Raw genomic sequence first — 26,569 nt, 5'->3', positions numbered from 1 at the left:
TCCGCGGCGCTCTCCCGGCGCTCCGCGCCGGGGAACGGGCGGGTCGCTACGCTCCCCGCTCGGGAGCGCTGCGCGGCTCGACGGGAGTCCAGTCACGTTGCCGTCGCCCGCGTCGCTGCGCTCCGCTCGACAGCGCGGTTTCATGTGCACCAACGTCTTTCATCGTCACCTCACATGCCACACCGGAGAGCATCGACAGACCGGGACGCGCTGCGCGCGCCGCGCACACCACCGCCGCGCTGCTGACTCCCCGTCCCGACATCATGCTCCCATCATACCCCACACCCCAGAACAGCACCGGACGAGTAGAAACACGCACAATCACCAAATCCGTTACACACCAAGCACATATCCTGATATCACAAAACGAACATGCGCATTACATCGATAAAATCATGCACAACAATATAATTCACAACAACCATTGCGCCACAACATATTTCACAAACACGCCGAAAACAGCACCCCACCGCGCCCCCATCACCCCACACACCGACCCACCCACACCCGCCGACACGGCAGAAGGCCGGACCACTACACACGACCCCGCCCCCACCCCATCAACCGAACAACCCCTCTCAGCCGCCGGATCAGGCGCATCCAGAAACCGCACCACGATCCCCTCCCGCACCACCCAAACGCACCGTCGTCAGCAACGCCTCTACCTGGCCCTCACGCAGGCTCACCGTCTCCCCCCTCGTCGATCCACACATCCAGACCCGGACCGTGATACGAAAAGCGGCATGAAACGATCTGTTGTCGCAGCAATCGCCTCGATGGTGCCCTTGATAGCCCTTCCCACAGTAGCCAGCGCCGGCCCCGCTGTGCTCCCTCCCATCGTGACGCTCACCAGCGACAATTCATCAATCACTGCGACAATCACGAACCCCAACGAGCCGCGCATCATCAGCGGAGCCACGCTCACATGCACCCTCGCAATCATCGGGTCCCCCGAAGGCTTCAGCACTTCGGTACTTCCCTTCGAGAATCCAGATCCCCACGGCACCCCGTCCGATCCCACCGACACCACCCGCTACCCACAAGCAGGACAGACCGTCACCATCACACGCGCCGACCTGCCACAAGGGCAGTACAGGCTCGTCGGACAGTGCGGACAAATGCTCTACGGCGGCGGCTGGCTATGGACCGCCGACTCCGCATCCGAACGAGTCGAGTACGAGATCTGTTGCGCCCCGGCTTCAGTAGAGGCTCTCGACGACCCGCTCGGTTGTTCCGGCGGGACTATGTGAATCGTAGTAGGACTGTTCGGCTTCGACGGGCGAGATCATCCCGATCTCACCGTGCAACCTCCGGTGATTGAACCAATCGATGTACTCGGCCACCGCAATTTCGAGGTCATCGATAGAGCGCCACGGTCCCTTGTTACGGACCAGCTCGGCCTTGAACAGCGAGTTGAACGCCTCGGCGAGGGCGTTGTCATACGAATCGCCGCGGCTGCCCACCGAAGCGACCGCGCCGGCCTCGGCAAGGCGCTGGGTGTAGCGGATAGCTCGATATTGAGCTCCGCGGTCGGAGTGATGTATCAACTGCGACAGGCCCTGACCTGCATGCTCGCGGGTCCAGATGCCCATCTCCAATGCATCGAGTGCGAGATCGGTGCGCAGACTCGTCGACAACTGCCATCCCACGATGCGGCGTGAGAAGACGTCGATGACGAACGCGGCATACGTCCATCCGGCGAACGTGCGGACATAAGTTATATCGGCGACCCACAGCTGGTCCGGTGCTGAGGCGGTGAATCCGCGGTTGACCAGGTCAGCAGGCTTGTCGGTGTCCGCTGCGGCGATCGTGGTCCGGGGGTTCTTCGACCGGGCGATGCCGCGTAACCCTTCGGCGCGCATCAGGCGCTCGACGGTGCACCGGGCCACCCGGACACCCTGCCGCTGCAGCTCCGCATGGACCTTGCGGGCACCGTAGACGGCGTAGTTCTCGGCGTGGACCCGGTGGATTTCTTCGATCAGTTCCGCGTCGCGGACCGCCCGCGCTGAGGGTGGACGGGTCTTTGCTGCGTAGTACGTCGACGGGGCGATCTGCACACCGGTCCGAGTGAGGACTCTGCAGATCGGCTCGACCCCGTGACCGGCCTTGTGGGCGTCGATGTAGTCGACGATCACTTGAGTTTGCGGTCGAGCTCCGCTGCCGCGAAAAACGCCGACGCCGTCTTCAGGATCTCCTGAGTTGCACCAGGTGAGCCGGTTTCCGGGTGGTCCGGTGTATCTGTGCAGGTAGCGACGGTGCGTGTTCGGGAAATGGCACACTAACGGCTCGGTAGACTCCGCCTCGTGGCCGCTTACATCCGCAAAGTCCGCACCGCTTCGGGAGCGACCGCGGTGCAGATCGCGGCCAAGCAGGGACGCCGGGACAAGGTGCTCGAGCACCTCGGATCGGCCCATACCGACAGCGAGCTCGCCGCGCTGCTCGAAACCGCTCGAACCAAGCTGCTCGCCGGCCAGCAAGAGCTCGACCTCGACCTGGGCACCACCACCAGTGCCGCACCGACGATCACCGGGAAGCGATCTCGGTGGTTGATTGAGGTCATTGCTGCTGCGTGGCGGCGTCTCGGGTTCGATGTGGTCGACAACGAGGCGTTCTTCCAGCTCGTGGCAGCCCGGCTCGTCGAGCCGACGTCGGTTGCGGATGCGGGCAGAGTGCTGCGGGAGATCGGGATTGCCCCGGCGCACCGCAACACCTTCGTGCGAACTCTGCAGCGGTGCACCGCCCACGGTTACCGCGACGACATCGCACGACGCTGCTTCGAGCATGCCGCCACCGCGGGGGATCTGAACCTGCTGCTCTACGACGTGACCGTGCGCCGTGAGGCGCTTGCTGTTCGAGCGGAGGTGAGAGACCTTTGCCTTGAGCCTGGCCGTAGCCAGGAGTCTATGAAGCTGGGGGCAGCCTGACCGGGGAGACGCCCGGGAGGGTGGGAGCAGCCCTGACAAAGCCGTGTCGCGTCAGCACCGCTGGATGACGTGGGCGCGGCGAGCGATGCCGAAGAGGTATACGCGAGGAACCGGTGTCATCACCTGTCTTGACGTATAACCGCCTCTAACCCTGCGGATTTGGGGCGGGCGCGGTGAGCTGTCTGCCGGAGTGACGGGCAGGCAGACCGTCCGGGGGACGAGTTACTTTTCCCGGGCGGGGCCGGCGGCGAAGGACTACGGAGTAGTCGCCGGTGGGTGCCGCAGGCAGATAGCCGGGTGCCTCCTTCGGTGAGCGAACAGCGAGTGAACACGGGAAGGTTCTCGGATCTGCCACGACCGTGGTGCAGCCGGTGCTGCGGGGTGGCTGGGTGCGTCGTCCACCGACCGATCCGGGAGCTGGCGGAGCCGCCGTAGTACTGCGAGTCCGGGAGAGCCGGACACATCGGGAAGGGCGGCAGCGACAATGGATAGGAGGTACTGCGATGGCGCAAGACGCGTCGGTGAACTCCGGCGCCGGGCCTCGGGCGGATATCGCCCGGGATCGGGTAGCGCGGACGCAGATCAAGTATCACCGGTGGGCCAAGACCGACCGCAGTGCGCGGTTCGGGGACTTGTTCAACCTCGTGTCCCACCCGGACTATCTTCGGATGGCCTGGTCGGTGGTGGCACGCAACAAAGGAGCTCGCACTGCTGGGATCGACGGTGCGACAGTGCACCGGATCGAACAGCGCGGCGAGGTCCAGGCGTTCTTGTCCGGGATCGCCGCAAGCATCGAGGACGGCACGTATCGGCCCGCGCCGGTGCGGCGGGTGCTCATCCCCAAACCGGGCGGCAAGTCCCGCCCGTTGGGGATCCCCACCGTGACCGACCGGGTCGTGCAACAGTCGTTGAAGATGGTGCTGGAACCGATCTTCGAGGCCGACTTTCTGCCGGTCTCATACGGTTTCCGGCCGAAGCGGCGAGCCCACGATGCGGTCGCCGAGATCCATTCCTACGCCCAACGCGGGTACCGGTGGGTGCTGGACGCGGACATCGAAGGATGTTTCGACCACATCGATCACCGGGCATTACTCGCACGGGTGCGGGCACGGATCACGGACAAGAAGACCGTCGCATTGGTGCGGGCGTTCCTCAAGGCCGGGGTGCTCGATGAGCTCGGCCGCCAGGGCGGCACCGATGCGGGAACGCCTCAGGGCGGGATCATTTCACCGCTGCTGGCCAACATCGCGTTGTCCGCTCTGGACGAGGCGATCATGGCTCCGTGGCAACCCGGTGGCGATCAGGCCACGCAGTGGGCTCGTCGCAAACGGGTGCGTAGCGGGATGGGCAACTGGCGGATCGTGCGCTACGCGGACGATTTCGTCATCATGACCAACGGCAGCAGAGATGACGTACTCGCCTTGAAAGAACAAGTCACCGAGGTGCTCGGCGGGATCGGACTCCGTTTGTCCGAGACCAAAACCCGCATCACGCACCTCGAGCATGGGATCGACTTCCTCGGCTTCCACCTCCAGTGGAGGCAACGACGAGGAGGCGGAAAGTGGTACTGCATGACCTTCATCGCCGACAAGGCGTTTCGGTCGATCAAGCAGACCATCCGCCAGTTGACCCCACGCCGGTCTCCTCGGCCCCTGACGGCTGTGATCGTCGAGGTCAACGCGGCACTGCGTGGCTGGACCTACTATTTCCGCCACGCGCTGGCCGGGCGACGGTTTTCCTTCCTCCGGTATTTCACCTGGCGAAGGTTCGTGGCCTGGCAGCGCGAGCAGCGTCGTTGGAACTGGTCCAAGGTCAAACGATGGCTCCGCCGTTCCGACGGCAGTTGGAGACCCATCGCGACCTCGGATGCGGTCCTGTTCGATCCCACTCGAGTGCGGATCGAACGCTACTGGTACCGCGGGACGAAGATCCCCAGTCCCTACGACCCGATCATGGCTGCCTGACCGGCACCATCGTCGTGGAGAGCCCGTTGCGTTGAAAGGCGCACGGCGGGTTCGGCGGGAGGCCCGGGGAAACGGAGCAGCAGCAATGCCGCCACCGCGCCCCGGGTCCACCCAACACCTTGTACTTCGAAGCCGAGAAGGAAGACGACCTGCGGAAAGTCGGGTACTCGAAAGAGCGCCGGGTGGACCCGCAGATCGTCGTCGGACTGCTCGTCGACCGCACCGGATTTCCTTTGGAGATAGGGTGTTTCGAGGGAAATCATGCCGAGACCCGCACCATCGTGCCGATCGTGCGGCAGTTCCAGGCCCGCCACAATATCGACGGGGTGGAGATGGTCATCGCCGCCGACGCCGGCATGTTGTCGTCGACGAATCTGAAGGATCTCGATGCTGCCGGACTGAAGTTCATCGTCGGATCGCGGGTGACGAAGGCTCCGGCGGATCTGGCCAGTCATTTCCACTGGCACGGGGACGTGTTCACCGACGGGCAGATCATCGACACCGTCACCCCACGGCACGCCAAGAGCTCGGTCAACGACATCGGTCGCCGCAGCGAACCGGTGTGGGAGCCGGCCGACACGTCGGCGTGGCGTGCGATCTGGGCGTACTCGACCAAGCGTGCCGTGCGGGACAACCAGACCCTGAACGCGCAGGAAGCCCGGGCCCGTGAGGTCGTTGACGGCACCCGTGCTGCTAGAGCACCGCGGTTCGTCAAGAACACAACGAAGGGCAAGTCCCTCGACACCGACGCTCTGGCCCGGGCGCGTTCCCTCATCGGGCTGAAAGGCTACGTGACCAACCTGCCTGTCTCACTGATGAATCCGCAGGAGGTGATGGGGAAGTATCACGATCTGTGGCATGTCGAGCAGTCGTTCCGGATGTCGAAGACCGACCTGCGGGCCCGCCCGATCTTCAGTCACACCCGGGAGTCGATCGAGGCGCACCTGACCGTCGTGTTCACCGCATTGGCGATCTCACGCTATCTGCAGGACTCGACCGGGATATCGATCAGGAAGATCGTGCGGACCTTGCGTCCCTTGCAGGAAGTCACCGTCACGATCGCCGGCCACGAACACACCGCCTTCGATCCACTAACCGACGACGCCGTGCACATCCTCGACTCTCTCGGCATCGCGAATCCCCGGTCGGGGTTGGCACACTAATCTGGTGCAACTCGGGCTTGAGTTTGCGGTCGAGCTCCGCTGCCGCGAAAAACGCCGACGCCGTCTTCAGGATCTCGTTGGCACGGCGCAGTTCTCGGTTCTCGCGTTCGAGTTCGGCGATCCGTTTCGCCTCGTCCGTCGTGGTGCCGGGGCGGACACCACCGTCGATCTCGGCCTGACGAACCCAGGTGCGCAGGGCCTCGGGATGGATGCCCAACTGCTCGGCGATCCGCTTGATCGCTCCTGTCTTCGATCCTGGATCGCGGCGTGCCTCGACTGCCAGCCGCGTCGCTCGTTCCTTCAGCTCCTCCGGGTACTTTCGCGGTGCTCCCATGGATCTCATCCTTCCGTGTGATGAGACCCTCCAACAGACCCGGTACGCGACAGCTGGGGCGGCATCCGTCCACCTCTCCCTATGCTGCGCAGCCCACCCTTCCGTAGTGTGACAGCGTGGACCGAATCAACGTTATGACCAGCCCCTTCTTCTTGGTTTATCCTCCCGTATCGAATCAGGAAGCGGAATGGATTACGAAGGATCCTAAGGTCGCGGAGCGACTACGGTCAAGCGAACTCTACATGATTGCTATGCGTGCCGAAGCGACATTTACTTCGCTCGTCGCCAAAGGCTCCAACCTGCAAATCCAGCTTGAATCCGGGAACAGCCTGACCGACCGTTTCGAGCTGGATTGCGAGACTCTGGCTGAGAACGTGTTCGGCGTTGGTAATGCCCCCGACGATATTGAGATCCGCTTAGGACCAAAGATCATCAAGTTGTTCGCAAACGAATCACAAGACGACATCGACTCAGGACGAGCGCACCCGTTCGAGTGGTTCAGTACAGAGAAACTGATTTACGACGTCGGCCGAAAGAAGGCGGGCATCCACGGATTGCACAGACATCGGGAGTTCGCGACCTACAGGTTGCTCTACGTCGGCATCGCTAAGGAAACCGACACCTATGACCGATTATTCGCCGGCGCCCATGAGAAACGACAGAAGATCCTCGGCAACGAATACCCGACTCAGCCGAACTCCCGGGTCACAGACGAGATGTTCCTTTTCGCTTGGGCAGCAGATCCAGTCGTATTCAGAACCATCGAGACCGGGGACGAATTCCTCGACAGCTACGGTCAGGACTGGGATGCACACTATAAAGCGGTGATCGCCGATGCCGAGAAGGCATTCGTCCATCTACTGAATCCCCAGTACAACACTGTGAAGTTCGCCAATTATCCCAAAGGGAAAGATGGGCTATCGAGCTATGGATACGGCGGACACAGCTTTGTCCTTGCCGAAAACATCACGTTCCAAGGCTCCCCCGAGTCGATGAGGGGGGCCTGGCTAGGCATCGACAACATGCCTAGCAACGATGCAGACATCATCGTCACGAGAGGTGACACTGTCAGGTTGTACAAAGCTCCCTCTACCCAATGAGGAAGCCCGCAGCCAGCGGTACCTGGACGTCGCTCTCGGCGCCTGACACGGTCAAGTCCCCAGAAGTTCCCTCTGTCCGCATGTCCACACGTAACCGTTCTTACTCTGACCCGAGTTGGCTCATGTTCTCGGGATGATCGACAGCTCACGTCTGTGACCTGCTGGTTTTCGTCGGGATCGGCCTGATTTCACGCACTGATATGTACACCAGATTGTCAAGGGCATAGGGTGAGGCGACGCCGCAGACCGTCGTCGTGGGGGCGCCGCCTCTGTGAGCCCGGTCGATGTCAGATGGTGACGAGCGTGTCGGTTTCGACGCGTGGTCAACTCTGATATACGCGGATTGGCTACCGCAGGACGGTTATTCGGCTGGAGTGGCTCGCTTGTCTAACGTCGAGCGTGATCGCCCACGATGGCGGTGAGGATTGCTCATAGTGCGTTCGCGGATCACTCCCAGGCGCTGCCGTCACCACCGTGATTCGTCCGGACGTGGTGGGGGTGAGGTTCCCCGATCCGCTGGTCCCTGTAGCTGGGAGTCGTCGACGACCAGAGGTGGCAAGATGGAGTCCCCGCAGCGGAGCGAGGAGAACCGACCTTGCCACCGGCCGAGTCGATGACCATACTCACCGGCCGAAGGGTGCCGGAGCGGGGAACCGGTGGTCAAGGATCGAGTACGGCCAGCGACCAACACCAGCCGGCGAGTTCGCGGGCGATCGCGGTATTGGCCACTACGGGCCGTTTACGACGGTTGTCGAATCCGACCCAGCGCTCGTGCAGCCGTCGGTTTGCGTGCTGGCCACGTGCTCGGGCGGCGGGAGTGGCCTTGTCCCAGCGGCGTCGCAGATCGGCTCCGGGGCGATACTGAGGTCGGTGTTGCCAGGCGGCCTCGATCAGCAGCCGGCGGGCGTGGCCGTTGCCGGTCTTGGTGATCGATCCCTGCGACCTGCTCGCTCCGGAGGAGTGTTCGGTGGGCACCAATCCCAGGTAGGCGCCGATCGAGCGGCCGGTCAGGCGTTGCCAATCGCCGATTTCCACGGCCAGGCCGAACGCGGTCAGTGTCGATACTCCGCGTAGGCAGCCGAGTCGGACCGTGACCGGGGTGTACTCGCTGGCGGTGGCCATCTGCGTGATCGCCCCGTCGAGTCGGTCCCGCCGGTCGAGTGCGGCGAGCATGGCGTCGTAGGCGCTCTCGTACGCCAGCTGCAGACCGGGTGCGTCGAAGTGCTGGGCACGCAGCCAGGTGTCGTGCACCTTCGTCCACGCGCACCCACCGTAGTAGACGATCCCTTGCCGCAGAAGTAATTTCGATACCCGGTGGCGCGCCGACATCAGATCTCGGCGGCAATCCTCACGGGCCCGCACCAAATCACGGGCGCCTTCCTGTTCGAGACTGGGCACGGCGATGTCGACGATCTGCCCGAGGTGCAGAAGTCGCGCCAGATGCTGTGCATCACGCGTGTCGTTCTTGATCCGGTCACCTGGCGGGCGTTGCAGCTTCGATGGTGCCGCGACGAGACATTCGATCCCTTCCGCGGTCAGGAACCGTGCGAGGCCGAACCCGGTGGGGCCGGCTTCGTAGGTCACGGCTACCGGATCCGGCAGCGAACGGATCCAGTGGAGGATCTCGCCGTGGTCCGGCGTGAGACGGCGCTCGAACAGTTCTCCGGTCTGTCCGTCGAGGCCGCAGGCGACCACCGATCGTGCGTGCACATCCAATCCGATACTCGTACGCTGATTCATTGCTGGGGCCTCCCACATCTTGTGGCTCTACCGGCGAGGACCCATTTCCTGTCGGCAACCCACGGTTACATGTGAGTGAGGTCCCGGCCCAGCCCCTCACATCGTCTAACGAAATGAGCCAACTCGGGGGAAACCGGACGCCCCTGCCGTCGACCGAAGCCTCATGTGACCGAGCTCCGCCATCCAGAGAGTTCCAGCGGGCGTGGTCTAACCCGTGCTCGACGCCGTCACCATCGCTCCAAGCACCCACGCGGACGCGGAAGCGGACAAGATCACCTTGACCTTCGACGGTGATGATTCGATCCGATCGTCCGCGAGTTTCGTGGACATCGCACCTGACTTGCACAAATTGACGGAGACGTCGGGGGTCTGCGGAGGTTTCCGCTGGTAGCGAGATCGCAGGCTATCGATTTGGGGCACTATGCAGTCGGTAGGATCTGGCGGGTGGCGGCGTACCTTCGCAAGGTCCGGACCGCGCCGGGGGCGACGGCGGTACAGATCGCAGTCAAGCAGGGCGGTCGCCGGACAATGCGACGAGCATGTCGGTTCGGCCCACACCGACAGTGAATTGGCAGCATTGATGCAACTGGCCGCAGCAAACTCCACGCCAGCCAAGAAGAACTCGACCTGGGACTCGATGTGCCCGCGGGCTCCGGCGAGAGCAAGTCGCCACTGCCGTTTCCAAGGTTGGTGCTTCGAGGGTCCATGACGAGGTCGACGAAATAGTCTCTGAGCAACCTCAAGTCGATGTGCAGTGTGCAACGGGAACAGTGAGCTTTAAGGCTTAATAGCTAAAGTGGGCCCTCGAACCGAATTCAGTGCGCGACTCCGCGCACGATCCTTTTGAAGGAATTGGCGATACTTCGATGCAATTCTTCCCTTTTCTCGCGAGGTAAGTTTCCGTGCAACATCGGCCATGAAAAAATCTACGAGAAGGTTCTCAATCTCTCCGAGCGTGGGGGACTGAGGGGGGAGGTTGATGTACTCAGTGCGTACGTATACGCGCACGAATATGCGGACGGCGCGGATGCTTGAGTTCTCAATTAGGTAAGAAGAGAAATTGCCGCCCCAAAACTTCTTCTGATGCATGTAGTCGAGCATGTATAGAGGTATCATTCTATAAACTTCTGACTCAATTCCGGATCCAGCTTCAACGCGCTCTAAAGCGTTCCTTAGCTTCCGTGTAGACAACTCTTCGCTAATTCCCTGGTAGGAAGAATGCATCGACCACGCGTCCGCTAAGTTAACCGCCAGCTCTTCCCTCCTAGTCTCATCCTCAATCTCTAAGGCCTCGGAAATTGCCTCTACTACCGTCTCGATCATAGATCGAAGCTCTTCAGAATTATGAACGACGTCCATGTAGCGCCCCCAAGCACTAAGTGTCGCCGACAGCATGTCCTCTTTCAGGGACGGGTTTTCGACAAGTTCACTATCGCGAAGTATATTCGATACCAAGGAAATCAATCCGGTCAGTTGGATATCGATCGGGGCATTCTCAAGCTGCGTGGACGGGAAGGGATTAACATCGTGGATAACGATATCATCTTCGCTCGGGCCTATCTGGATAGCAAAGTCTCGAATCTTAATGTTGGAGGAACCCTCTTCCCGTCCTGAATCATCCGACGCGTTTCCGTCACCAATGTCGCGCCCGGGTTCTTGAGACGAGGGCCGTTTTTCCGAGCTGTATTCATGTTCTAGTCCGCCGGTAAGAGGTTCCGGCAAAGATTCCTCGTCGACAAGCGAGTCGAAACCCTGAACATCTCGTTCAATCTCGGCATTGGTTACAGATCCAAACAATCCAGAACGGGGTGGATTAGATTGGTCCACCTTCTTGATCCAATCAAATGCCCACTTGACCAGTTCCTCATCATCACGTTTCAAAGCGGCATAGTGCCTGATTATCTGCGCATAATAGAGTGGGCGTTCACGTAACCGTAAAAGCAGATCGCGGTCTCGAACTGCTGCACGTGCTGCAAATATATACAAATACGCGCTTTGCCGAAAGAATACTTGGCCACCCCGATCAACTAACAGTCCCTTTTGAATTAGATCATTCACGAGCAAGTCAGGGCGTTCCGACCAATCGAGCGTGTGCACGAGGTCCCTCAGGAATATAATTAGATCGAGTCGATCAATCGAAGCGGAGTCGTCACTAATCAAGCGCCGACTGAGTGCCTCTAGAACTCTAGAATAGCCAGCAGAATCAACCTGAGAACGCATATCGTCACGAATCTTGCCCCTGCCGAGCAACGAGTCTACGAAGGAATCGACGAAGGTGGTGTTTGATACTGCATTGATCCAGCCGTCGTCGTTTGAAACGCCTACAATCAGCAAAATTACTGCAAGCGGTGTTCGTGACAACCGTTCCTTCCGAGTGATTGCAAGGACCCGTTCAGCTATATCTGGAGCCTGGTGTGGGTCAATCCGTCGAGCAAGTTCGGTCGCATGCGACTTTCCAATTGGCCCGAGGTATGCGAGCTTGGGCAGCACCCCTAGTTGCTCGTAGATCTGAGTAATTCGTAGTTCAACCCCCGGCCTACATCCGAAGACAACATGAGAGATACCGGCAGATTCCAACTCAGTTACAACTCGTTGCAAAATGTCATGATTATCGGATACATAGACATTATCGAGATACAAACAAATCCGATTGAATGGAATTTCATCCTTGTTCCCAAGAGGCGCACTCCTCGCACGAAGGTATCGGCGTATTTCCTTATGAATCGATCGAACGCCGGCAGCAAGGGAAGGATAATCCACAATCACGGGAATAAGTCCGGTCGTCTCACTGCATCGGATTGCTGCCCAGCGCAAGGAGGTAGTTAATCCACTCTGTTCCTCCCCGATAATAACCAGACGCTGAGCCGTGACAGCCTCCAGACTTGCATTAAGCTCAGCCAGACTTTCATTCTGGAGCTTTTCTCTAGAAAATACTTCCGGGGGAGTTGGTAGGAAGATTGGATCGACAACCAAGTCGCTGAGTGTGCTTTCGTCCCTCGCCTGTATAAGAGCGGAATCCGCAAGGAGATCAATTATTTTTGCGCAAGACGTCCTGGCAACGCGGAATACGACACCGGGGTCGTCGATGGATTCGGATTTACCGTCCCTTTTCTCCCTTGTTGGAGCTAGGGACTGGATGAACGGAGTGAGATCTTCGAATTTATTACCGTAAACAACTTTTATCACTGTAGATGCAGTCGCAAGATCTTGAGAACTTCCGGATTCGGCACTTCTACATAAAGCGTAGTGGGTCGCTCCCGAAGCCAGCGATTCTAACCATTTCCAAAGTGTAGTGAAATGTGGATCGGTAAGGCCATCCCCGAACCCGATAAAAATAATTGTGCGCAGTAAGCCAAAGCTACTTCTGGCCGCTTCCATACCCTGGTCGGTTGTTATCCTAGAATAATCGGAATTCGTGAGAATGATAGATTCTGGGTCTTCCCACACCCCATGGAGATGAACTACCGTGTCGTTATTAGTATCTACAAGAGCTCGCCGCATGGAGCGAATGTCGCGCCATGTTGTGTGTCGACAGTTGTTTACTGTTTCGTACACGGTGTCATAATTTGTTGTGCACACGGGAGCATTTAGGGAGTTGATCGCCTGTGCCAGCTCCGGTGAAATGACCTTGTCCTTCAACGACCCCACCGTTTGACGTATATATGCGTCGAAATGTGTTGAGTCCGGCCCGCCGAGTGCATTTACAATTTTCGTAGCCGCATTTAATAGGTAGCTTGAGTCCTCTGTTTCCCCGATCTCTATGTCGTTCTTGATGCTGTCGAGCTGTCGTGCTCCGATGTCCCTAAAGTTCATCGACAAATACTTTATGCCTGACCTGAGAAGCCCTGGCCAAGAGCAATTCGTACGATCGCTGACCGAAGCAGCCGTGAACCCCGTACCGAGAACGACAAGCGCGGAATTACTCTGGATGGCTTGGCGAATATCTTCGACGTGGTCCACTATAACCTCATTCTTTGAGCTCATTTCGAAGTATTAAATTGTCTGTTCGGCGGGGAGGCTGCGTTTCGTGCCATGTGCGGGACGTTGGTACGAAGCCCTGACCGACGACGCTTGATCATACGACACGAAGCTGCGCTTACTGCCTCATCCCTGACCGCAAACTTGTCAGCAAGAAGGTCTAGACGGTATGGGCAGCCCCGGCGTTGAGTCAGGGGTTGCGGGCCGGGGCCCCTCTCACCCATGTTCGTGGGTTACCGAGCAGGAATCCCCCTGCCCGGCCTATCCGACAGTGGTGGGAGGCCCCGGTGTTTACCGAGCGTACGAGCGTAGGACTGGACGTGCACGCACGTTCGGTCGCGGCAGCAGCCATCGACAGCGTCACCGGCGAAGTGCTCCAAACCAAACTGACGCCGTCCTATGACCACATCCGATCCTGGATTGCGCAGCTACCAGGCCCGGCAGCAGTGACCTACGAGGCCGGCCCGACAGGCTTCGGCTTGTACCGATATCTGACCGAAGCGAGCATTCGGTGTGTGGTCGCTGCTCCGTCGAAGCTGCACAAACCTGCCGGGGATCGGGTCAAGACCGATGCCCGCGATGCGCTGCATCTGGCCCGGTTGCTGCGCCTGGACGAAGTCACCTCGGTGTCGATCCCGTCCGTCGGGCAGGAAGCGGCGCGGGATCTGGTCCGGGCCCGGGAGGACTGCCGCGGAGATCTGATGCGGGCACGGCACCGGTTGTCGAAACTGTTGCTGCGCCGCGGCATCGTCTACTACGGCGGGCAGGCGTGGTCCGGTGCGCACGACCGGTGGTTGCGCACCGAGGCCGCACCGCAGTTGACCTCACCGGCGACGCGGATGGCGTTCGACGCCGACTACGACCATGTGCTCACCATGCAGGCGCGGCGCCGACGGCTCGATGCGGCGATCGAGGAGATGGCCGTGGCCAGTGAATTGACTCCGGTGGTGCGCCGGATGTGCTGCCTGCGTGGGGTGTCCACCTTGACCGGGTTCGGTCTGGCGGTGGAGATCGGGGACTGGACTCGGTTCACTGGCAACACCATCGGATCGTTCGTCGGGTTGGTGCCCTCGGAGTATTCCTCGGGATCGTCGCGGGCGCAGGGGTCGATCACCAAGACCGGAAATTCTCATGCGCGTCGGCTGTTGGTGGAAGCGGCCTGGCATCACCGCGCCCGCTATCACGTCGGAGCGGTAATGCGGTCGCGATGGGATCTGGCCCCGGCCGCGGCCCGGGCCCGTGGTGATGAGGGCAACCGCCGGTTGCACGGGCGCTGGGTGGGGTTCCTCGAACGCCGCAAACGACCCGTCGTCGCGAATGCGACGATCGCCCGGGAGTTGGCGGGGTGGTGCTGGTTGCTGGCGGTGATGGATTGCTGAAGCCGGCCTGATGGACTGCTTCGTCCCATGGGTTCGGTGGTGGCAGCGCGTGGATCGACCCGCGATACACCTATGAGCAGGCCTTCCGGGGTCGACGCTCGATGCTAGAGATGCGGATGCGATCCAGCCGAAATCCCGTCCTGCGGTAGCCAACCCGCGTATATCAGTCTGACCGCGCGTCGTATTGTCGACACGCTTACCACGCAGACTCGAGGGCGAAGCAATGAGGCGCCGTCGGGGTCGCTCCCCGACGGCGCCTCACCTTGCCCTCTTGACAAAGGTCCTTACATATCAGGTGTAATTCCCAGGGACGTTGTGAACGCCGACGCGGTCGATAGGTGACTGTCCACCGATCCCGGTGTGGGGTCGGTGGTGATTGTAGTGATGTAGCCAAGCCTGGTAGGTCACCGACCGGGCCTCGTCGGATGGGTAGGTGTGCGCGTAGGCCCACTCGGCGGCGAGGGTGCGATTGAACCGTTCGACCTTGCCGTTGGTCTGCGGCCGGTAGGGGCGGGTCCGCTTGTGGACGATGCCGGGACCGAGTGCAGCAGCGAATTCCTTGGAGCGATAGCAGGATCCGTTATCGGTCAAGACGCGTGTGATGGTGATCCGATGGTCGGTGAAAAAGGACCGGGCGCGGGTCCAGAACCCGGCCGCGGTGTCCTTGCGTTCATCTGTGAGGATCTCGGAATAGGCGAGCCGGGAGTGGTCGTCGACGGCGTGGTGCAGGTAGGCGTAGCCCACCCCGGAGCGGGTCTTCCTACCGGCCTGACGGCCGATCTTGCGGTGCCCACCGCCGTCGGGGATGCGGCCGAGCTTTTTGATGTCGACATGGACCAGGTCGCCGGGACGCTCGTGCTCGTATCGGTGCGGGTTCGGTCGGCGGACGGGCAGGCCGGTGGCCTGGTCGAGGTGGGCGAGTTTGGGCATCTTGTAGCGGCGCAGCACGGCCTCGACGGTCGATTTCGCCAGGTGCAAGTGGCAGGCGATGCGGTGCGGGCCCCATCGGCGGGTGAAGCGCAGTCCGATGATGCGGCGTTCGGTGCGGGTCGGGGTCCGGCGCGGGCAGGACCGAGGGCGTGAGGATCGGTCCTGCATCGCTCGGTCACCGGCGAGGTAGCGGTCGACCCACTTTTTGGTGGTCGCCGGCGAGCATTGGAAGCGTTCGGCGGCCCGGCGCAGGCTCCAGCCGGTCTCGACGACGAGTTCGGCCAGGGCCAATCGGCCCCGTGGCGTCAGATAGGCGTTAGCGTGTGTCACGAGGACGTCTCGGTAGTCGGCGTGTGTGTGGTAGGCACACCGATACCGGAGGTCCTCACCTATCTCGTGACGGCACGCCGTTCACAACCTGCCTGGGAACTACATCTAGTAGGACTTTGTTAGGTTGGGAAGATGTGGTGGCAGGTCGGGCAGGTACCGATCCAATAAGCCAGTGCGCGTTGGAGTTCGCGCACGATTGCATAGAGGGTCAGTCCCGCCCGACCGCTTTTGGGTCGGTCAGCCGCAGGGTGGTGATGAACAGGTGCGCGGCGGTGACGAGGGTGACGTGGTGGTGCCAGCCGAGCCAGGAGCGGCCTTCGAAATGGTCGAGGCCGAGACCGGTTTTCAGTTCCCGGTAGTCGTGCTCGATGCGCCAACGGATCTTGGCCAGACGCACCAACTCCGCGATCGGCGTGTCCTCGGGCAGGGTGGCCAGCCAGAAATCAGTCGGTTCGGCAACTCCGGTAGGCCATTCGGCGAGCAGCCACGCCTGCGGCAGCACACCGTCCTCATCACGGGGAATGGTGCGGTTGGCCGGGCGGATCCGCAGTGCCACGAAGCGTGAGCGCATCGCCGCGGTCGGATTGGCCGGGCCGGTCTTGGTGCCGCGACGCCAGGTGATCTCGGTCAGCGCCACGGTTCCGGCCGCCAGGACGAGATCCCTGCAGGTGGCGGCCGGCGGGTAGCGTCGGGTCGGCGGCCGGCCGCGTCCGGAGTACGCGGCGGTGGCCGGCAGCGCATCGGCGGGGTGCGCGAGGGTGGCGCCCTTGACCGCGACGACGTAGGCCAGGTCGCGGTCGGTCAGACCCTGCCGGAAGGTGGCCGAGTCGCCGTAGCCGGCGTCGGCGACGATCACCGGCGGGGTCCGGCCCCACGAGATCAGCTCGTCGAGCATCTCGAGAGCCATCGCCGCCTTGGTGCGATAGCGCTCCTCGGCGGGAATCGCATTGCGTCGCCGGCGAGCGGTGATCGCCGCGGCCGCCTCCGGATCGTCGCAACGCTGATCGTCCCAGCTCTCGGGCAGATACAGGCGCCAATCCAGGGGCGCGGATGCGGTGTCGGTGGCGGCGTGCACGCTGACGGCGACCTGGCAGTTCCCGACCTTGCCCAAGGTGCCCGAGTACTGCCGGGCCACACACGGGGAGGCGTCGCCGTCCTTGGCGAATCCGGTGTCGTCGATGACCCACGCATCCGGGGTGATCAGATCACACGCCTTGCGGGACAGTGTTTTCCGGACCGATACCGGATCCCAGGGTGAGGTGGTGACGAACTGCTGCAGGCGTTGGTGATCGATCCCGAGCCGGTCGGCCATCGGCTGCATCGACTTGCGGCGCCCGTCGAGCATCAACCCCCGCGCATACACCCCGGCCGTCGCCCGCTGATCCTTGCGTTTGAGCGAGGAGAACACCTCGTCGACGAACACGTCGAGACGTTCACCGACATCGGTCAGGGCTGCGGCATCCACCCGGTCATCGTCCCGGACATCGTGCCGAAACTCGAGGCCCCGCAACAAGAAGTGGCGAACCTAACAAAGTCCTACTAGGGCTCGATACGGACATCGCAGTGCTACGAGATCTACGTAACGTGTCAATCTGATCTTGGATAGGCCTCCCATCAGGGGCAGGCATGTCTAAACACGCAGCTCCCGAGCGGATGCTGCCTTGTGGGGTATAGGTGCTACGGCCACCCCGAGCGTCACGCCACTAAGGACGGTTGTCCTACTTTCCTAGCACTGTAAGGAGCACTCTAAGAAGTGCGTAGGTACGATCCTCGATCTCGTCAAAGACATCGGTGAGCTCACTGAGGTCGCGGCTCACTGCTGTCGGGAAATCGTTTGGGGCCGATCACCAGCCGCGAAAAAGTGTTGACCACAGTCGTGGGTTTCAGGCGGGTGTGGCGTAATGCCGCTGCCGCGATCTCGTCGGTGGCGGTGTCGGTCGCTTCGTCGAGTTCGGCGGCGAGTTCGACATCGGTCAGCAACAAATCGGGGCGCAGTTCGACGGGGATGATGCGCGAGGCGTGCGGTACGTGGATCAGTACCGGCGATCGATCGTCTCCTCGTGTGAGGAGTGCGGCGCTGGGCACGTCGTGTCTCTTCTCTGTCGTGGCCGCGCAGCGGAGTTGCGTGCAGTCGGAGGGCCAGGGACGCGAATTGGCTTCGAGAGGGTGATGATTCACAAAGCAGGTGGGACGCGGATCGTTTCGGTCGGTGTGCTGGCAACCTGGTGCTACACGATTACGTGCATGCGTGCCCGGGCAGGACTCGCAGGGCCGTCGATCGTCGACGCTCAACCTGGCCACGGATCATGCGTCTTGTACGCCGGCTGTGAAAGCTGCTGCGAGGCGAAGAACGAGGATTGCGTACTGAGCCTTCATCGAGATCAGAATCCGTGCGCAACCCGTTCGCATGGCTGGGATGATCGATTCGAGCGGCAACCGTCGACAGAGTCACGCTCGAGCTTCGTCCGGAGCGAGCTTCTCGAGATCGCGGGACGATCGGTCGACGAGATCGGCGCGTGGTTGAGCACTGATCCCAAGGGTGGTGACACCGGTGCACACGACCGGACCGCTTATTCTTCGTCCTCGGGGTTGGGTTCGCCCAGTACGACGCCGGCGTTGACGAAGAGGGTGCGTGCGATGTCGTAGCGCAGGGAGGCGTCACGGACCGGGGCACGCATGTCGACGAAGGAGTACGCACCGGGCTCGGTGAGTGGCCCCTGTGGGCGTTGTACGAGGAGCAGGGCCGTGCTGTGGGTGTCGTTTCGACACGGGTATGCCAGGCCGTGGAGGTGGGGGTTTCGGGAAAGGATGGCGTGCGCGACGCGGCGGCTCCACCCGTAGTCCCGACGTGTGCAGCTGTGGATGCTGCTGGTCAGTCCGATTTTCCGCAGATGTGGGTCGCGCAGGGCGGCGACGTCGAGGTCGACGTGCAGTTGCCATCGCACCAATGCTCGTCCGTCGACCTGGACGGCGGGAATGATGCGGCTGGCGGGATCTTCTTCGCGCGCAGGATCCCTTCGGCGACCGCACCGCCGAGTGTGGGCGAGCAGTACACGTACCCACCGTGTGCGTGGTCGAGGGGATCGAACCGGCCTTGTTGGCCGAGTTCGGCTCCGGTGGGGTGCTCGTGATGGACAGAGATGTTCGGGTTGAACGTCGACACGTCGTAGGGCGGGTCGAGTTCGACGAACCGCCACAGTGTCGTGCCTGCCGGCACGGTCATGACTTCGACGGCTGAGCCGTTGTAGAACTCGTCGTCCTCGGGACGCTGGAGCGGAACCTCCGGTTGGTCGCTGGTGGGGTGTTCGCTCACATTCCTGCCGTCAAGTCGTCGAGCGCCGCGTCGAGGAGCTGCTCGTCCAGCGTGCCGGCGGCCAGAGCTGCTGCCGGGCTCATGTCGTCGAGAATGTCGTTGTCCTCGAACCACCACGACAAGGTGCCCCACGGATCGTTGAATGCGCCGAGCCGCATATTGGCGCGTTCGACGAGGGGATGGATGCCGCCACGGGGATCGAACTGGAAGGTCGGGAAGCGGAACCCGTTGGCCACTTTGAGCGCGAGCAGTTTCGACTCTTTGCGCCGCTCGTGCGCGATGGTCCGGGAGGTCGACTGTCCTGTGCGGGAGAGCCGGCTCGAGGCCTCCTGCGCCGAGTAGGTATCGCGATGCAGGTCGATCGGCGGCGTGTACTCGAACGGACCCGCCGACGTGGGGATGGTCACCGGCCGGTGCGGCGCCGATTCCGACCTCGTGGGGACAGCCGTCGTTATGGTGGCGGGTTCGAAGGTGACCCGCACGCTGAGCAGGGGGCCTTGCCGCTCGATCTCGACACGGCACTGCGCCCGAGTGGAAGCCCCCGACAACTTCTCCAGCAGGTACGCGCGAATGAGGCTGTCGTGCGCTTCCGGAGCCGCCCCGAAAGACACCTTCTTCGACACCGCTGCCGCGCCGTTCGACGCAAGGAACGAAGCGACGAGTCCGTCGACGATGCGATCGAGGCGCGCCGCGGTTGCTGCGGTTACCTTCCGCCTGCGCCCCGGACCGTCCGGTGCGCCGGGCTGAGGCTTGACCAGTCCAGGGATGCGGCCGCCTCGTCGCGCGGACGTGGCCGAGCCCTTGGCGGGTCGGGTGCCCGGGGTCTGCGCGGTTTGATTGCCACCGTTGCGGACTGTGACGGCGGCGGCAGAAGCCACCAGAGGCGTATGCATATGGCGGCATGCCTTGGCTCGCTTGATCGCGGCTGCCTGCGCTGCCTTCCGGTGCAGGTCACTGCGTGAGTGCGCCATCACACCTCCCATATCAGTACAGTCCGAACGATCCGTACACTATCGTACCGCAGGGCCGCAGCGTCTACTAGACCGCCGATACGCACACCCCTTTCGCTCCGGGTGCTTCCCTGATGCGGACGGGGTCTGCGCAGCGCACCACCATCCCGCCGGAACACCTGGCGACCTCGTTCCGATCATGTGAGCCATGCCGGTTGCAGCTCGCGGACCATCGGCGTCGCCGATATCGCAGCTCCCCAGAAGACCGAAAATCGGGGCGAGATCGACCTCGCCCAACTCGGAGCGCGGGTGCGTGCCTGCTCTACAGCGTCCCCTCGCACGCCCCCTGAAGCCGTCCCCTGTGCCCAGGACCGCGCCTGGCCCCTGGGATACAGGCGGCGGCGACGCGAACTGTGGAACGAATGTTCATCCCCGGCATCGATGTGCGCAATCGTGTCGGTGCCAGGACCGGCAGGCACTGTCCGATGCCGAGAACAACCTGATCGAGAACCGCGTCGCCGAACTGCACGAAGATCCCCCCAGGTGGCTCGTACCTACGATGTCGCCGGTTTCTGCAATTGGTCGCCCGTTGAGGTCGGATATATGCGGTTGCCGTGGCCGGTACTACTGGGCGAGGTAGTCGCACGCCGAACTCTAGGCGCTGAGTTGCCGTTACCCCTGGCGACAAGATCGGTAGGCGCGGCGCTGCGACGTTCGGTCTTTTGGTCCGAGGCCTGGTGCTCGTATGGCGACTACGAAGGCGGGCCGGATGGATTCGTCGAGTTCGCTCAGTCCGCTCTGCACCGGTTTACCCGAATAGTTCACCTACTAGTGCCGCACCCGTGAACCTTTGCCCGTTCTGGCCGACACGCCGACCGGTTGCGGCGTGTCGGCCACGGGATCGGTCAGCCTGGTCGAGTGGCAGAACGAGTACGCGTGCGAGAGATCGATGACGACGAAGGCAGACGGCTGGTACGGATCATCCGCCGCGGCACCGGATCGGTGGTGACCTGGCGGCGCGCCCAGATGGTCCTGCTCTCGGCCCAGGGCATGCCGGTACCGAAGATCGCCGAGGTCAGCTTCACCAGCGCCGACCGGGTCCGTGATGTCATCCACAACTTCAACGCCGACGGATTCGACTCGCTGTACCCGAAGTACGCCGGCGGCCGGCCGAAAAAGTTCACCCTGCCGGAGCGCCGGGAGATCAAGAAGATCGCCAAGTCCGCCCCCGCCGAGCACGATCTGCCGTTCTCGACCTGGAGTCTGACCAAACTCGCCGAGTTCCTGGTCGCCGAGGGGGTGGTCGACGACATCAGCCACGAGGGTCTGCGAGTGCTGCTCCGCGAGGAGGGTGTCTCCTTTCAAAAAGTGAAGACCTGGAAGAGATCTCGGGACCCCGATTACGCGGTGAAGAAGGCTCGGGTCGAACACCTGTATGCCATCGCCGATGGCGATGTCGTGTCCGATCCCGATGAGCCACAGGCGATCTTCTGTCTCGACGAGTTCGGTCCCTTGAATCTGCAGCCGCATCCGGGCCGGCAGTGGGCGCAGCGTGGCGGCAGGCACAAGGACCCGGACCGGGAGCCGCGGCGCCGGCGGCGGGCGACCTACACCCGTCCGAACGGGGTGCGGCATCTGTTCGCCGCGTACGACCTGGGCAAGGACAAGCTGTACGGGCACGTCAAGACGACGAAGAACCGCTCCACGTTCCTCGAGTTCTGCCGTTACCTGCGCACTCTTTACCCGGCGGAGGTTCGTATCGCGATCGTGTGCGACAACTTCTCGCCGCACCTGACCACGAGGAAGTGCCAACGGGTCGGTCTGTGGGCAGAGGCGAACAACGTCGAGATCGCGTACACCCCGACGAACAGTTCGTGGCTCAACCGGATCGAGGCGCAGTTCACCGCGCTGCGGTACTTCGCGCTCGATGGCACCGACCACGGCAGTCATCGGGAGCAAGCGTCGATGATCCGTCGCTACATCATCTGGCGCAACAAGCACGCCGAGGATCAACAGCTACGGGAGATCGTCGACAGGGCAAACGTTGCGTGATGCGGCACTAGGATGTGCGTGCTTCGAGGTGGACGGAGAGAACGAATACGGCGAGGTCTACGCGCAATCACGGCATTATTGGACTGACCGACACGGGCACAACAAACCTCTTACCGTGAGCGGCAGGTACGTCGATCAGTCCAGTCGCCGAAATAGCCAGTGGCGCATCATGCGTCGGCGCGAAGTGTGTGACATTTCCACAGTTCAGATCGTCCAGGACGGCCAGCTTCTACTCGGCTCCACGACGGTAGGCTCACGTCCAGGTCATGGGCCTCGTACGACCGCACTGCCCACGGCACGTACCACGAGGTTGAAGCCCCGTTCCTACGAGAATCCGCCCGAGAAACCGTACGTTGCACATCCGTGCCCGGGTGAGACCGCAGCGTACTGGTACGGACTGAGCCCGGCGATACAGCCACCACCGTGATCGCTGTTCACGGTGATAGCGCCGTGCCAGGTCTGAGCAGTGATACTCATCCAGTCGATTTATCTGCCCTGCAAAGCAGGCTTGCTAGCGCATGCTGTGACCACAGCTGTACCACCGACGTGCACGCGGACCACGCAGACCAGCATCTTGTACCGGTCTCCAAACAGCCATCGACAAGAACGTGCGGTCTACCGGCTCGACTTCATATCGTGTGGATCCGCAGAACCGCCAACCTCCGCCAACCGTCGAGCCTTTTGTGCGCGAACGGTTCTCCACTCCGATGGTCCACCACTCTCCCGCATTCACACGAGAAGAGAGCACATCATGTCGTTGAACGGAAAGATCGCCATCGTCACCGGCGCCGCCCAGGGCATCGGGCAGGCCACCGCCAAACGTCTCGCCTCCGAGGGCGCCACCGTCATCGCCGCGGACATCCAGGACGCCTCCGCCACCGTTGACGCCATCGCGCAACTCGGCGGCAAGGCCCATGCCTATGAACTCGATGTCCGGGTCATGAACAGCTGGGCCGACACCGTCCGCGAGGTGATCGACGGGCACGGGCGCGTCGACCTGCTCGCCAACGTTGCCGGGGTGGTCAACATGCTCAGCGAGGACAGCGTCGTCGGGCTCACCGAGGAGGCCTGGGACAACGTCATCAACACCGACCTCAAGGGTGTCTGGCTCGGCATGCGGGCCGTCATCCCCCATATGATCGAGCGCGGTGGCGGCCGCATCGTGAACATCTCCTCGATGGCCGCGCTGCGGGGCCTGCCCAATCTCGCCTCCTACTCGGCGGCGAAGGGCGGGGTGGTGTCGCTGACCAAGCAGGCCGCCTTCGAGTACGGCCCGCACAACATCCTCATCAACGCGATCTGCCCGGGCACCATCGACACCCCGATCCTGGCGGACATCACCGACGAGATGCGCGAGGCCAACGCGAACGCGCACATCGTGCGGCGCCTGGGTCTGCCGGAGGAGATCGCCTCGATGGTCGCCTATCTCATGCGTGAGGGCAGCTTCCTCACCGGCGAGATCTACCCGGTCGACGGCGGCTGGGCCGCCAAGGGCAATTTCTGACCCCCGGATTTTCGACCTCCCTTTTGGATCCTTCGACAATCCCGTCGGTCCCGGTGCCTTCCCACACCGGGACCGACATCCCATTCTGTGACCCACGACATAGTTCGGCCTGATGCAACGACGATCGAGGAGAGCCTCCGTGACCGATCAATCCTGCTCCTTCGGCCTGTGGTACGACTTCCGGAATCCCGCGCGGTGGCCGCGCACCTTTACTCGCTTCTACGAGGAGACCCTCGAGCAGATCGCCTGGGCCGAAAGCCGCGGCATCGACTCGGTCTGGCTCACCGAACACCACTTCATGGCCGACGGGTACACCCCGTCGCCGTTCGTACTCGCCGGTGCGATCGGGGCCCGCACCCGCTCGTTGCGCATCGGCACCAACCTCATCGTCTCCCCGCTGCACAACCCGATCCGACTCGCCGAGGACGCCGCGACCCTGTCGCTGCTCACCAGTGGACGTTTCGATCTCGGGGTGGGCCAGGGCTATTGGCAACCGGAATTCGACGCCTTCGGACGGTCACTGCGACACCGCCCCAGCCTCCTCGAGGAAGGCGTCGACATGATTCGGCGGGCGTGGTCGGGGGCGTCCGCCGAATTCCACGGCAAGCGTTACGACTTCCCGGCCCTGCCGGTCACCCCACGCCCGGAATCCACCCCGCAGCTGCTCGTCGGCGCGATGGCCGAACCCGCGATCGAACGGGTGGCACGCATCGCCGACGGGTTCCTCAGCACCCAGAACGTGCACCACGAAGCCTATCTCGACGCGCTCGAACGTACGGGACGCTCCCGGGAGGAGGGCCGCATCTACGCCGGTCAGTGGGCGATCGTCGCCGAGGATCCCGAACGCGAGTGGGCCCGCATCGGCGAGCACGCGCTCTACCAGATCAACGGCTACATCGAGATGGGCGCCTTCGGCCCGCCCGAGTCCACCCCGACCTTCGCGACCCCGCAGGATCTGCTCGATGCCGGCTCGTTCGTGCTGTGGGACGCCGACACCGCCGTAAAGGAACTGACCAGCCTGCTGTGCGAGCGGCCGCAGATCAAGGACGTGCACTTCTGGGCGCAGCTGCCCGGCGAATCGGTCGAAAGCGGTTCGGCCCGCATCGAACTGCTCACCGCGAAAGTGATCCCGCAGGTGCGTGCGGCGGTCGCCGCCGCCCGACAGGAGGTGACCGCATGACCCCGCCGCCGGCCACCGGCTCCACCACCCCGCTACTCATCACCGACTTCCTCTACCGCGCCTGCGATCTTTTCGCCGCGAAGACGATCACCGAGTACCGGGACGGCTGGAAGGTCCACGAATACACCTACGGCGAGTACGCCGACCGGGTACTGCGCCTGGCGCAGGCGCTGATCGACCTCGGGGTGCAGCCCGGCGACCGGGTCGCCACGCTGGCGTGGAACCACCACCGTCACCTCGAGCTGTACATGGCCGTACCGCTGGCCGGGGCGGTGCTGCACACGCTCAACCTGCGGCTCGAGGCCGACGAAATCGCCTACATCGTCGACCACGCCGACGACCGGGTGGTCTTCGCCGACTCGTCGCTGCTGCCCCTGCTCGACACCGCCCGGGCGCGCCGCCCCGGCATGCCCGTGCTCACCACCGACAGCGACTCCCCGGGCCTGCGCTCGCAGGACGAGCTGATCGCCGCCGCATCCCCGCTGCCGGAACCGGTGCCACGCGACGAGAACGACCTGGCCGCCCTGTGCTACACCTCGGGCACCACCGGATCCCCCAAGGGCGTGGGCTATTCGCATCGCGCCCTGTACCTGCACACCTTCACCGCGTGCCTGGCCGACGGGCACGCGATCAGCGAACGCGACACCGTCTGCCACATCGTGCCGATGTTCCACGCCAACGCCTGGGGCATCCCCTTCGCCGCGTTGATGACCGGCGCGAACCAGGTGCTGCCCGGACCGCATCCGGCGGTGCCCGACCTCGCGACCATCCTGGCGGCCGAGCAGGTCACGTACACCGGCATGGTCCCCACCGTCGCGGTGGACCTGGTGCGCCACGCCCTCGCCGAACAGATCGACCTGACCTGTCTGCGGGCGCTGGTACTCGGAGGCTCCACTCCCACCCCCGAGCTGATCCACAGCATCGAGGAAGACCTCGGCGTGCGCGCCTACCAGGGCTGGGGCATGACCGAGCTGTCACCGATGGGCACCTTCGCGCGGCCCCCACGCTCGGCCGACGACGACCCGCAGCGCCGCTACGAGTACGTCCGCCGGCAGGGCCGGTTGCTGCCCGGCCTGCACTGGAAGCTCGTCGACGACGACGGCGCTGTAGTTCCCCACAACGGCATCGACCGCGGGGAACTGCTCATGCGCGGACCCTGGGTCGCCGAACGCTACTACCGCGACGAACACCCCGAGGCGTTCGTCGACGGCTGGCTGCGCACCGGCGACATCGCCACCATCGACTCCGAGGGCTATCTGACGATCGTGGACCGGGCCAAGGACCTGATCAAGAGCGGCGGCGAGTGGATCAGCTCCGTCGCCCTCGAACAGGCTCTGACGACAATCCCGCAGGTCGCCGAAGCCGCGGTGATCGCGGTGCCGCACGAACGCTGGCAGGAACGCCCGCTGGCGTTCGTCGTGCCCGCGGACGGCGCGCACCTCGATCCAGAGCAGGTCCGCGCGGCGCTGGCCGAGCGGGTGCCGCGCTGGTGGGTGCCCGAACAGGTCGTGGTCGTGGACTCCTTGCCGCGCACCAGCGTCGGCAAGCTCGACAAGAAGACCCTGCGCAGCCGGGCCGGCGACGGGTTGTTTGTGGATCCCCACAAGACGGCCTCGGCGACCTCGTCCACGTGACGCGGCTCACGTTCTAGCGTCGGTGCCACACCGGCCCCGCCGAAGAAGAAGGGGCGTTCGTCGTCGCCAGGAGGAGCTCTCGTGAAGTTCGGCA

General features: G+C 62.8%; 15 protein-coding genes, 4 pseudogenes and 1 other annotated feature. Of the genes and pseudogenes, 10 read left to right on the top strand and 9 right to left on the bottom strand.

Annotated features, from left to right (window positions below; genetic code table 11):
* Positions 1 to 1,199: 1,199 nt before the first annotated feature.
* Positions 1,200 to 2,135: an IS3 family transposase gene (locus U9J23_RS26675; RefSeq protein WP_068165451.1), complete on the bottom strand. Its 936-nt coding sequence runs from the start codon at positions 2,133 to 2,135 to the stop codon at positions 1,200 to 1,202.
* Positions 2,043 to 2,174 (bottom strand) — a sequence feature (AL1L pseudoknot). It overlaps the preceding gene by 93 nt.
* Positions 2,175 to 2,303: 129 nt before the next feature.
* Here U9J23_RS26675 and U9J23_RS26670 point away from each other — a divergent pair.
* The 3 genes and pseudogenes from U9J23_RS26670 to U9J23_RS26660 all read left to right on the top strand — a co-directional run.
* Positions 2,304 to 2,900, top strand: a pseudogene (locus tag U9J23_RS26670) (IS1634 family transposase); the annotation flags it as partial.
* A 527-nt stretch (positions 2,901 to 3,427) separates the two neighbouring features.
* The gene (gene ltrA, locus U9J23_RS26665; RefSeq protein ID WP_326603236.1) at positions 3,428 to 4,888 is read left to right on the top strand and encodes a group II intron reverse transcriptase/maturase; all 1,461 of its coding nucleotides are present in this window, start codon (positions 3,428 to 3,430) and stop codon (positions 4,886 to 4,888) included.
* A gap of 116 nt (positions 4,889 to 5,004) precedes the next feature.
* Positions 5,005 to 6,051: pseudogene (locus U9J23_RS26660) on the top strand (IS1634 family transposase); the annotation flags it as partial.
* A gap of 17 nt (positions 6,052 to 6,068) precedes the next feature.
* On the opposite strand, the pseudogene U9J23_RS26655 reads toward U9J23_RS26660, so the two are convergent.
* A pseudogene (locus U9J23_RS26655) lies at positions 6,069 to 6,385 on the bottom strand (transposase); the annotation flags it as partial.
* Between the two features lie 116 nt (positions 6,386 to 6,501).
* Between U9J23_RS26655 and U9J23_RS26650 the strand changes: the two are divergent.
* The gene (locus U9J23_RS26650) at positions 6,502 to 7,485 is read left to right on the top strand and encodes a hypothetical protein (RefSeq protein WP_272269792.1); all 984 of its coding nucleotides are present in this window, start codon (positions 6,502 to 6,504) and stop codon (positions 7,483 to 7,485) included.
* A gap of 660 nt (positions 7,486 to 8,145) precedes the next feature.
* Here U9J23_RS26650 and U9J23_RS26645 read toward each other — a convergent pair.
* The gene (locus U9J23_RS26645) at positions 8,146 to 9,225 is read right to left on the bottom strand and encodes an IS110 family transposase (RefSeq protein ID WP_272269789.1); all 1,080 of its coding nucleotides are present in this window, start codon (positions 9,223 to 9,225) and stop codon (positions 8,146 to 8,148) included.
* A gap of 444 nt (positions 9,226 to 9,669) precedes the next feature.
* Here U9J23_RS26645 and U9J23_RS27815 point away from each other — a divergent pair.
* Positions 9,670 to 9,903, top strand: a pseudogene (locus U9J23_RS27815) (IS1634 family transposase); the annotation flags it as partial.
* Between the two features lie 99 nt (positions 9,904 to 10,002).
* Here U9J23_RS27815 and U9J23_RS26640 read toward each other — a convergent pair.
* Positions 10,003 to 13,209: an SIR2 family protein gene (locus U9J23_RS26640; protein ID WP_326603300.1), complete on the bottom strand. Its 3,207-nt coding sequence runs from the start codon at positions 13,207 to 13,209 to the stop codon at positions 10,003 to 10,005.
* A gap of 281 nt (positions 13,210 to 13,490) precedes the next feature.
* Between U9J23_RS26640 and U9J23_RS26635 the strand changes: the two genes are divergently transcribed.
* Positions 13,491 to 14,582 carry an IS110 family transposase gene (locus tag U9J23_RS26635; RefSeq protein WP_272269786.1) on the top strand — a complete coding sequence of 364 codons (1,092 nt, stop codon included), beginning with the start codon at positions 13,491 to 13,493 and terminating at the stop codon, positions 14,580 to 14,582.
* Positions 14,583 to 14,873: 291 nt separating this feature from the next.
* Here U9J23_RS26635 and U9J23_RS26630 read toward each other — a convergent pair whose 3' ends face one another.
* The 5 genes from U9J23_RS26630 to U9J23_RS26610 form a co-directional block, all read right to left on the bottom strand.
* Positions 14,874 to 15,842 carry an IS481 family transposase gene (locus tag U9J23_RS26630; protein ID WP_272269785.1) on the bottom strand — a complete coding sequence of 323 codons (969 nt, stop codon included), beginning with the start codon at positions 15,840 to 15,842 and terminating at the stop codon, positions 14,874 to 14,876.
* A gap of 208 nt (positions 15,843 to 16,050) precedes the next feature.
* Positions 16,051 to 17,307 (bottom strand): IS701 family transposase, encoded by a 1,257-nt coding sequence (locus U9J23_RS26625; protein WP_326603297.1) that lies wholly within the window; start codon positions 17,305 to 17,307, stop codon positions 16,051 to 16,053.
* 332 nt (positions 17,308 to 17,639) lie between these two features.
* A complete protein-coding gene (locus U9J23_RS26620; RefSeq protein ID WP_326603295.1) occupies positions 17,640 to 17,927 on the bottom strand; it encodes an N-formylglutamate amidohydrolase in 288 nt (95 codons plus the stop codon).
* A 787-nt stretch (positions 17,928 to 18,714) separates the two neighbouring features.
* The gene (locus tag U9J23_RS26615) at positions 18,715 to 19,155 is read right to left on the bottom strand and encodes a hypothetical protein (protein WP_272269782.1); all 441 of its coding nucleotides are present in this window, start codon (positions 19,153 to 19,155) and stop codon (positions 18,715 to 18,717) included.
* Positions 19,152 to 20,126, bottom strand: a complete 975-nt coding sequence (locus tag U9J23_RS26610) for a hypothetical protein (protein ID WP_272269780.1) — start codon at positions 20,124 to 20,126, stop codon at positions 19,152 to 19,154. Before U9J23_RS26610 ends, U9J23_RS26615 begins: the two co-directional genes overlap by 4 nt.
* A gap of 897 nt (positions 20,127 to 21,023) precedes the next feature.
* On the opposite strand from U9J23_RS26610, the gene U9J23_RS26605 reads away from it, so the two are divergent.
* The 4 genes from U9J23_RS26605 (at position 21,024) to U9J23_RS26590 (ending at position 26,475) form a co-directional block, all read left to right on the top strand.
* Positions 21,024 to 22,157, top strand: a complete 1,134-nt coding sequence (locus U9J23_RS26605) for an IS630 family transposase (RefSeq protein WP_268655833.1) — start codon at positions 21,024 to 21,026, stop codon at positions 22,155 to 22,157.
* A 751-nt stretch (positions 22,158 to 22,908) separates the two neighbouring features.
* Positions 22,909 to 23,661 (top strand): SDR family NAD(P)-dependent oxidoreductase, encoded by a 753-nt coding sequence (locus U9J23_RS26600; RefSeq protein ID WP_272269778.1) that lies wholly within the window; start codon positions 22,909 to 22,911, stop codon positions 23,659 to 23,661.
* A gap of 139 nt (positions 23,662 to 23,800) precedes the next feature.
* Positions 23,801 to 24,841 carry an LLM class flavin-dependent oxidoreductase gene (locus U9J23_RS26595; protein WP_145709118.1) on the top strand — a complete coding sequence of 347 codons (1,041 nt, stop codon included), beginning with the start codon at positions 23,801 to 23,803 and terminating at the stop codon, positions 24,839 to 24,841.
* Positions 24,838 to 26,475: a long-chain fatty acid--CoA ligase gene (locus U9J23_RS26590; RefSeq protein ID WP_272269776.1), complete on the top strand. Its 1,638-nt coding sequence runs from the start codon at positions 24,838 to 24,840 to the stop codon at positions 26,473 to 26,475. The genes U9J23_RS26595 and U9J23_RS26590 overlap by 4 nt, the downstream gene beginning before the upstream one ends.
* Positions 26,476 to 26,569 lie beyond the last annotated feature (94 nt).

This window comes from Rhodococcus sp. PD04, assembly GCF_035918275.1.
Lineage (GTDB): Bacteria > Actinomycetota > Actinomycetes > Mycobacteriales > Mycobacteriaceae > Rhodococcus > Rhodococcus rhodochrous.
This window is presented reverse-complemented; position numbering and strand designations above follow the sequence as displayed.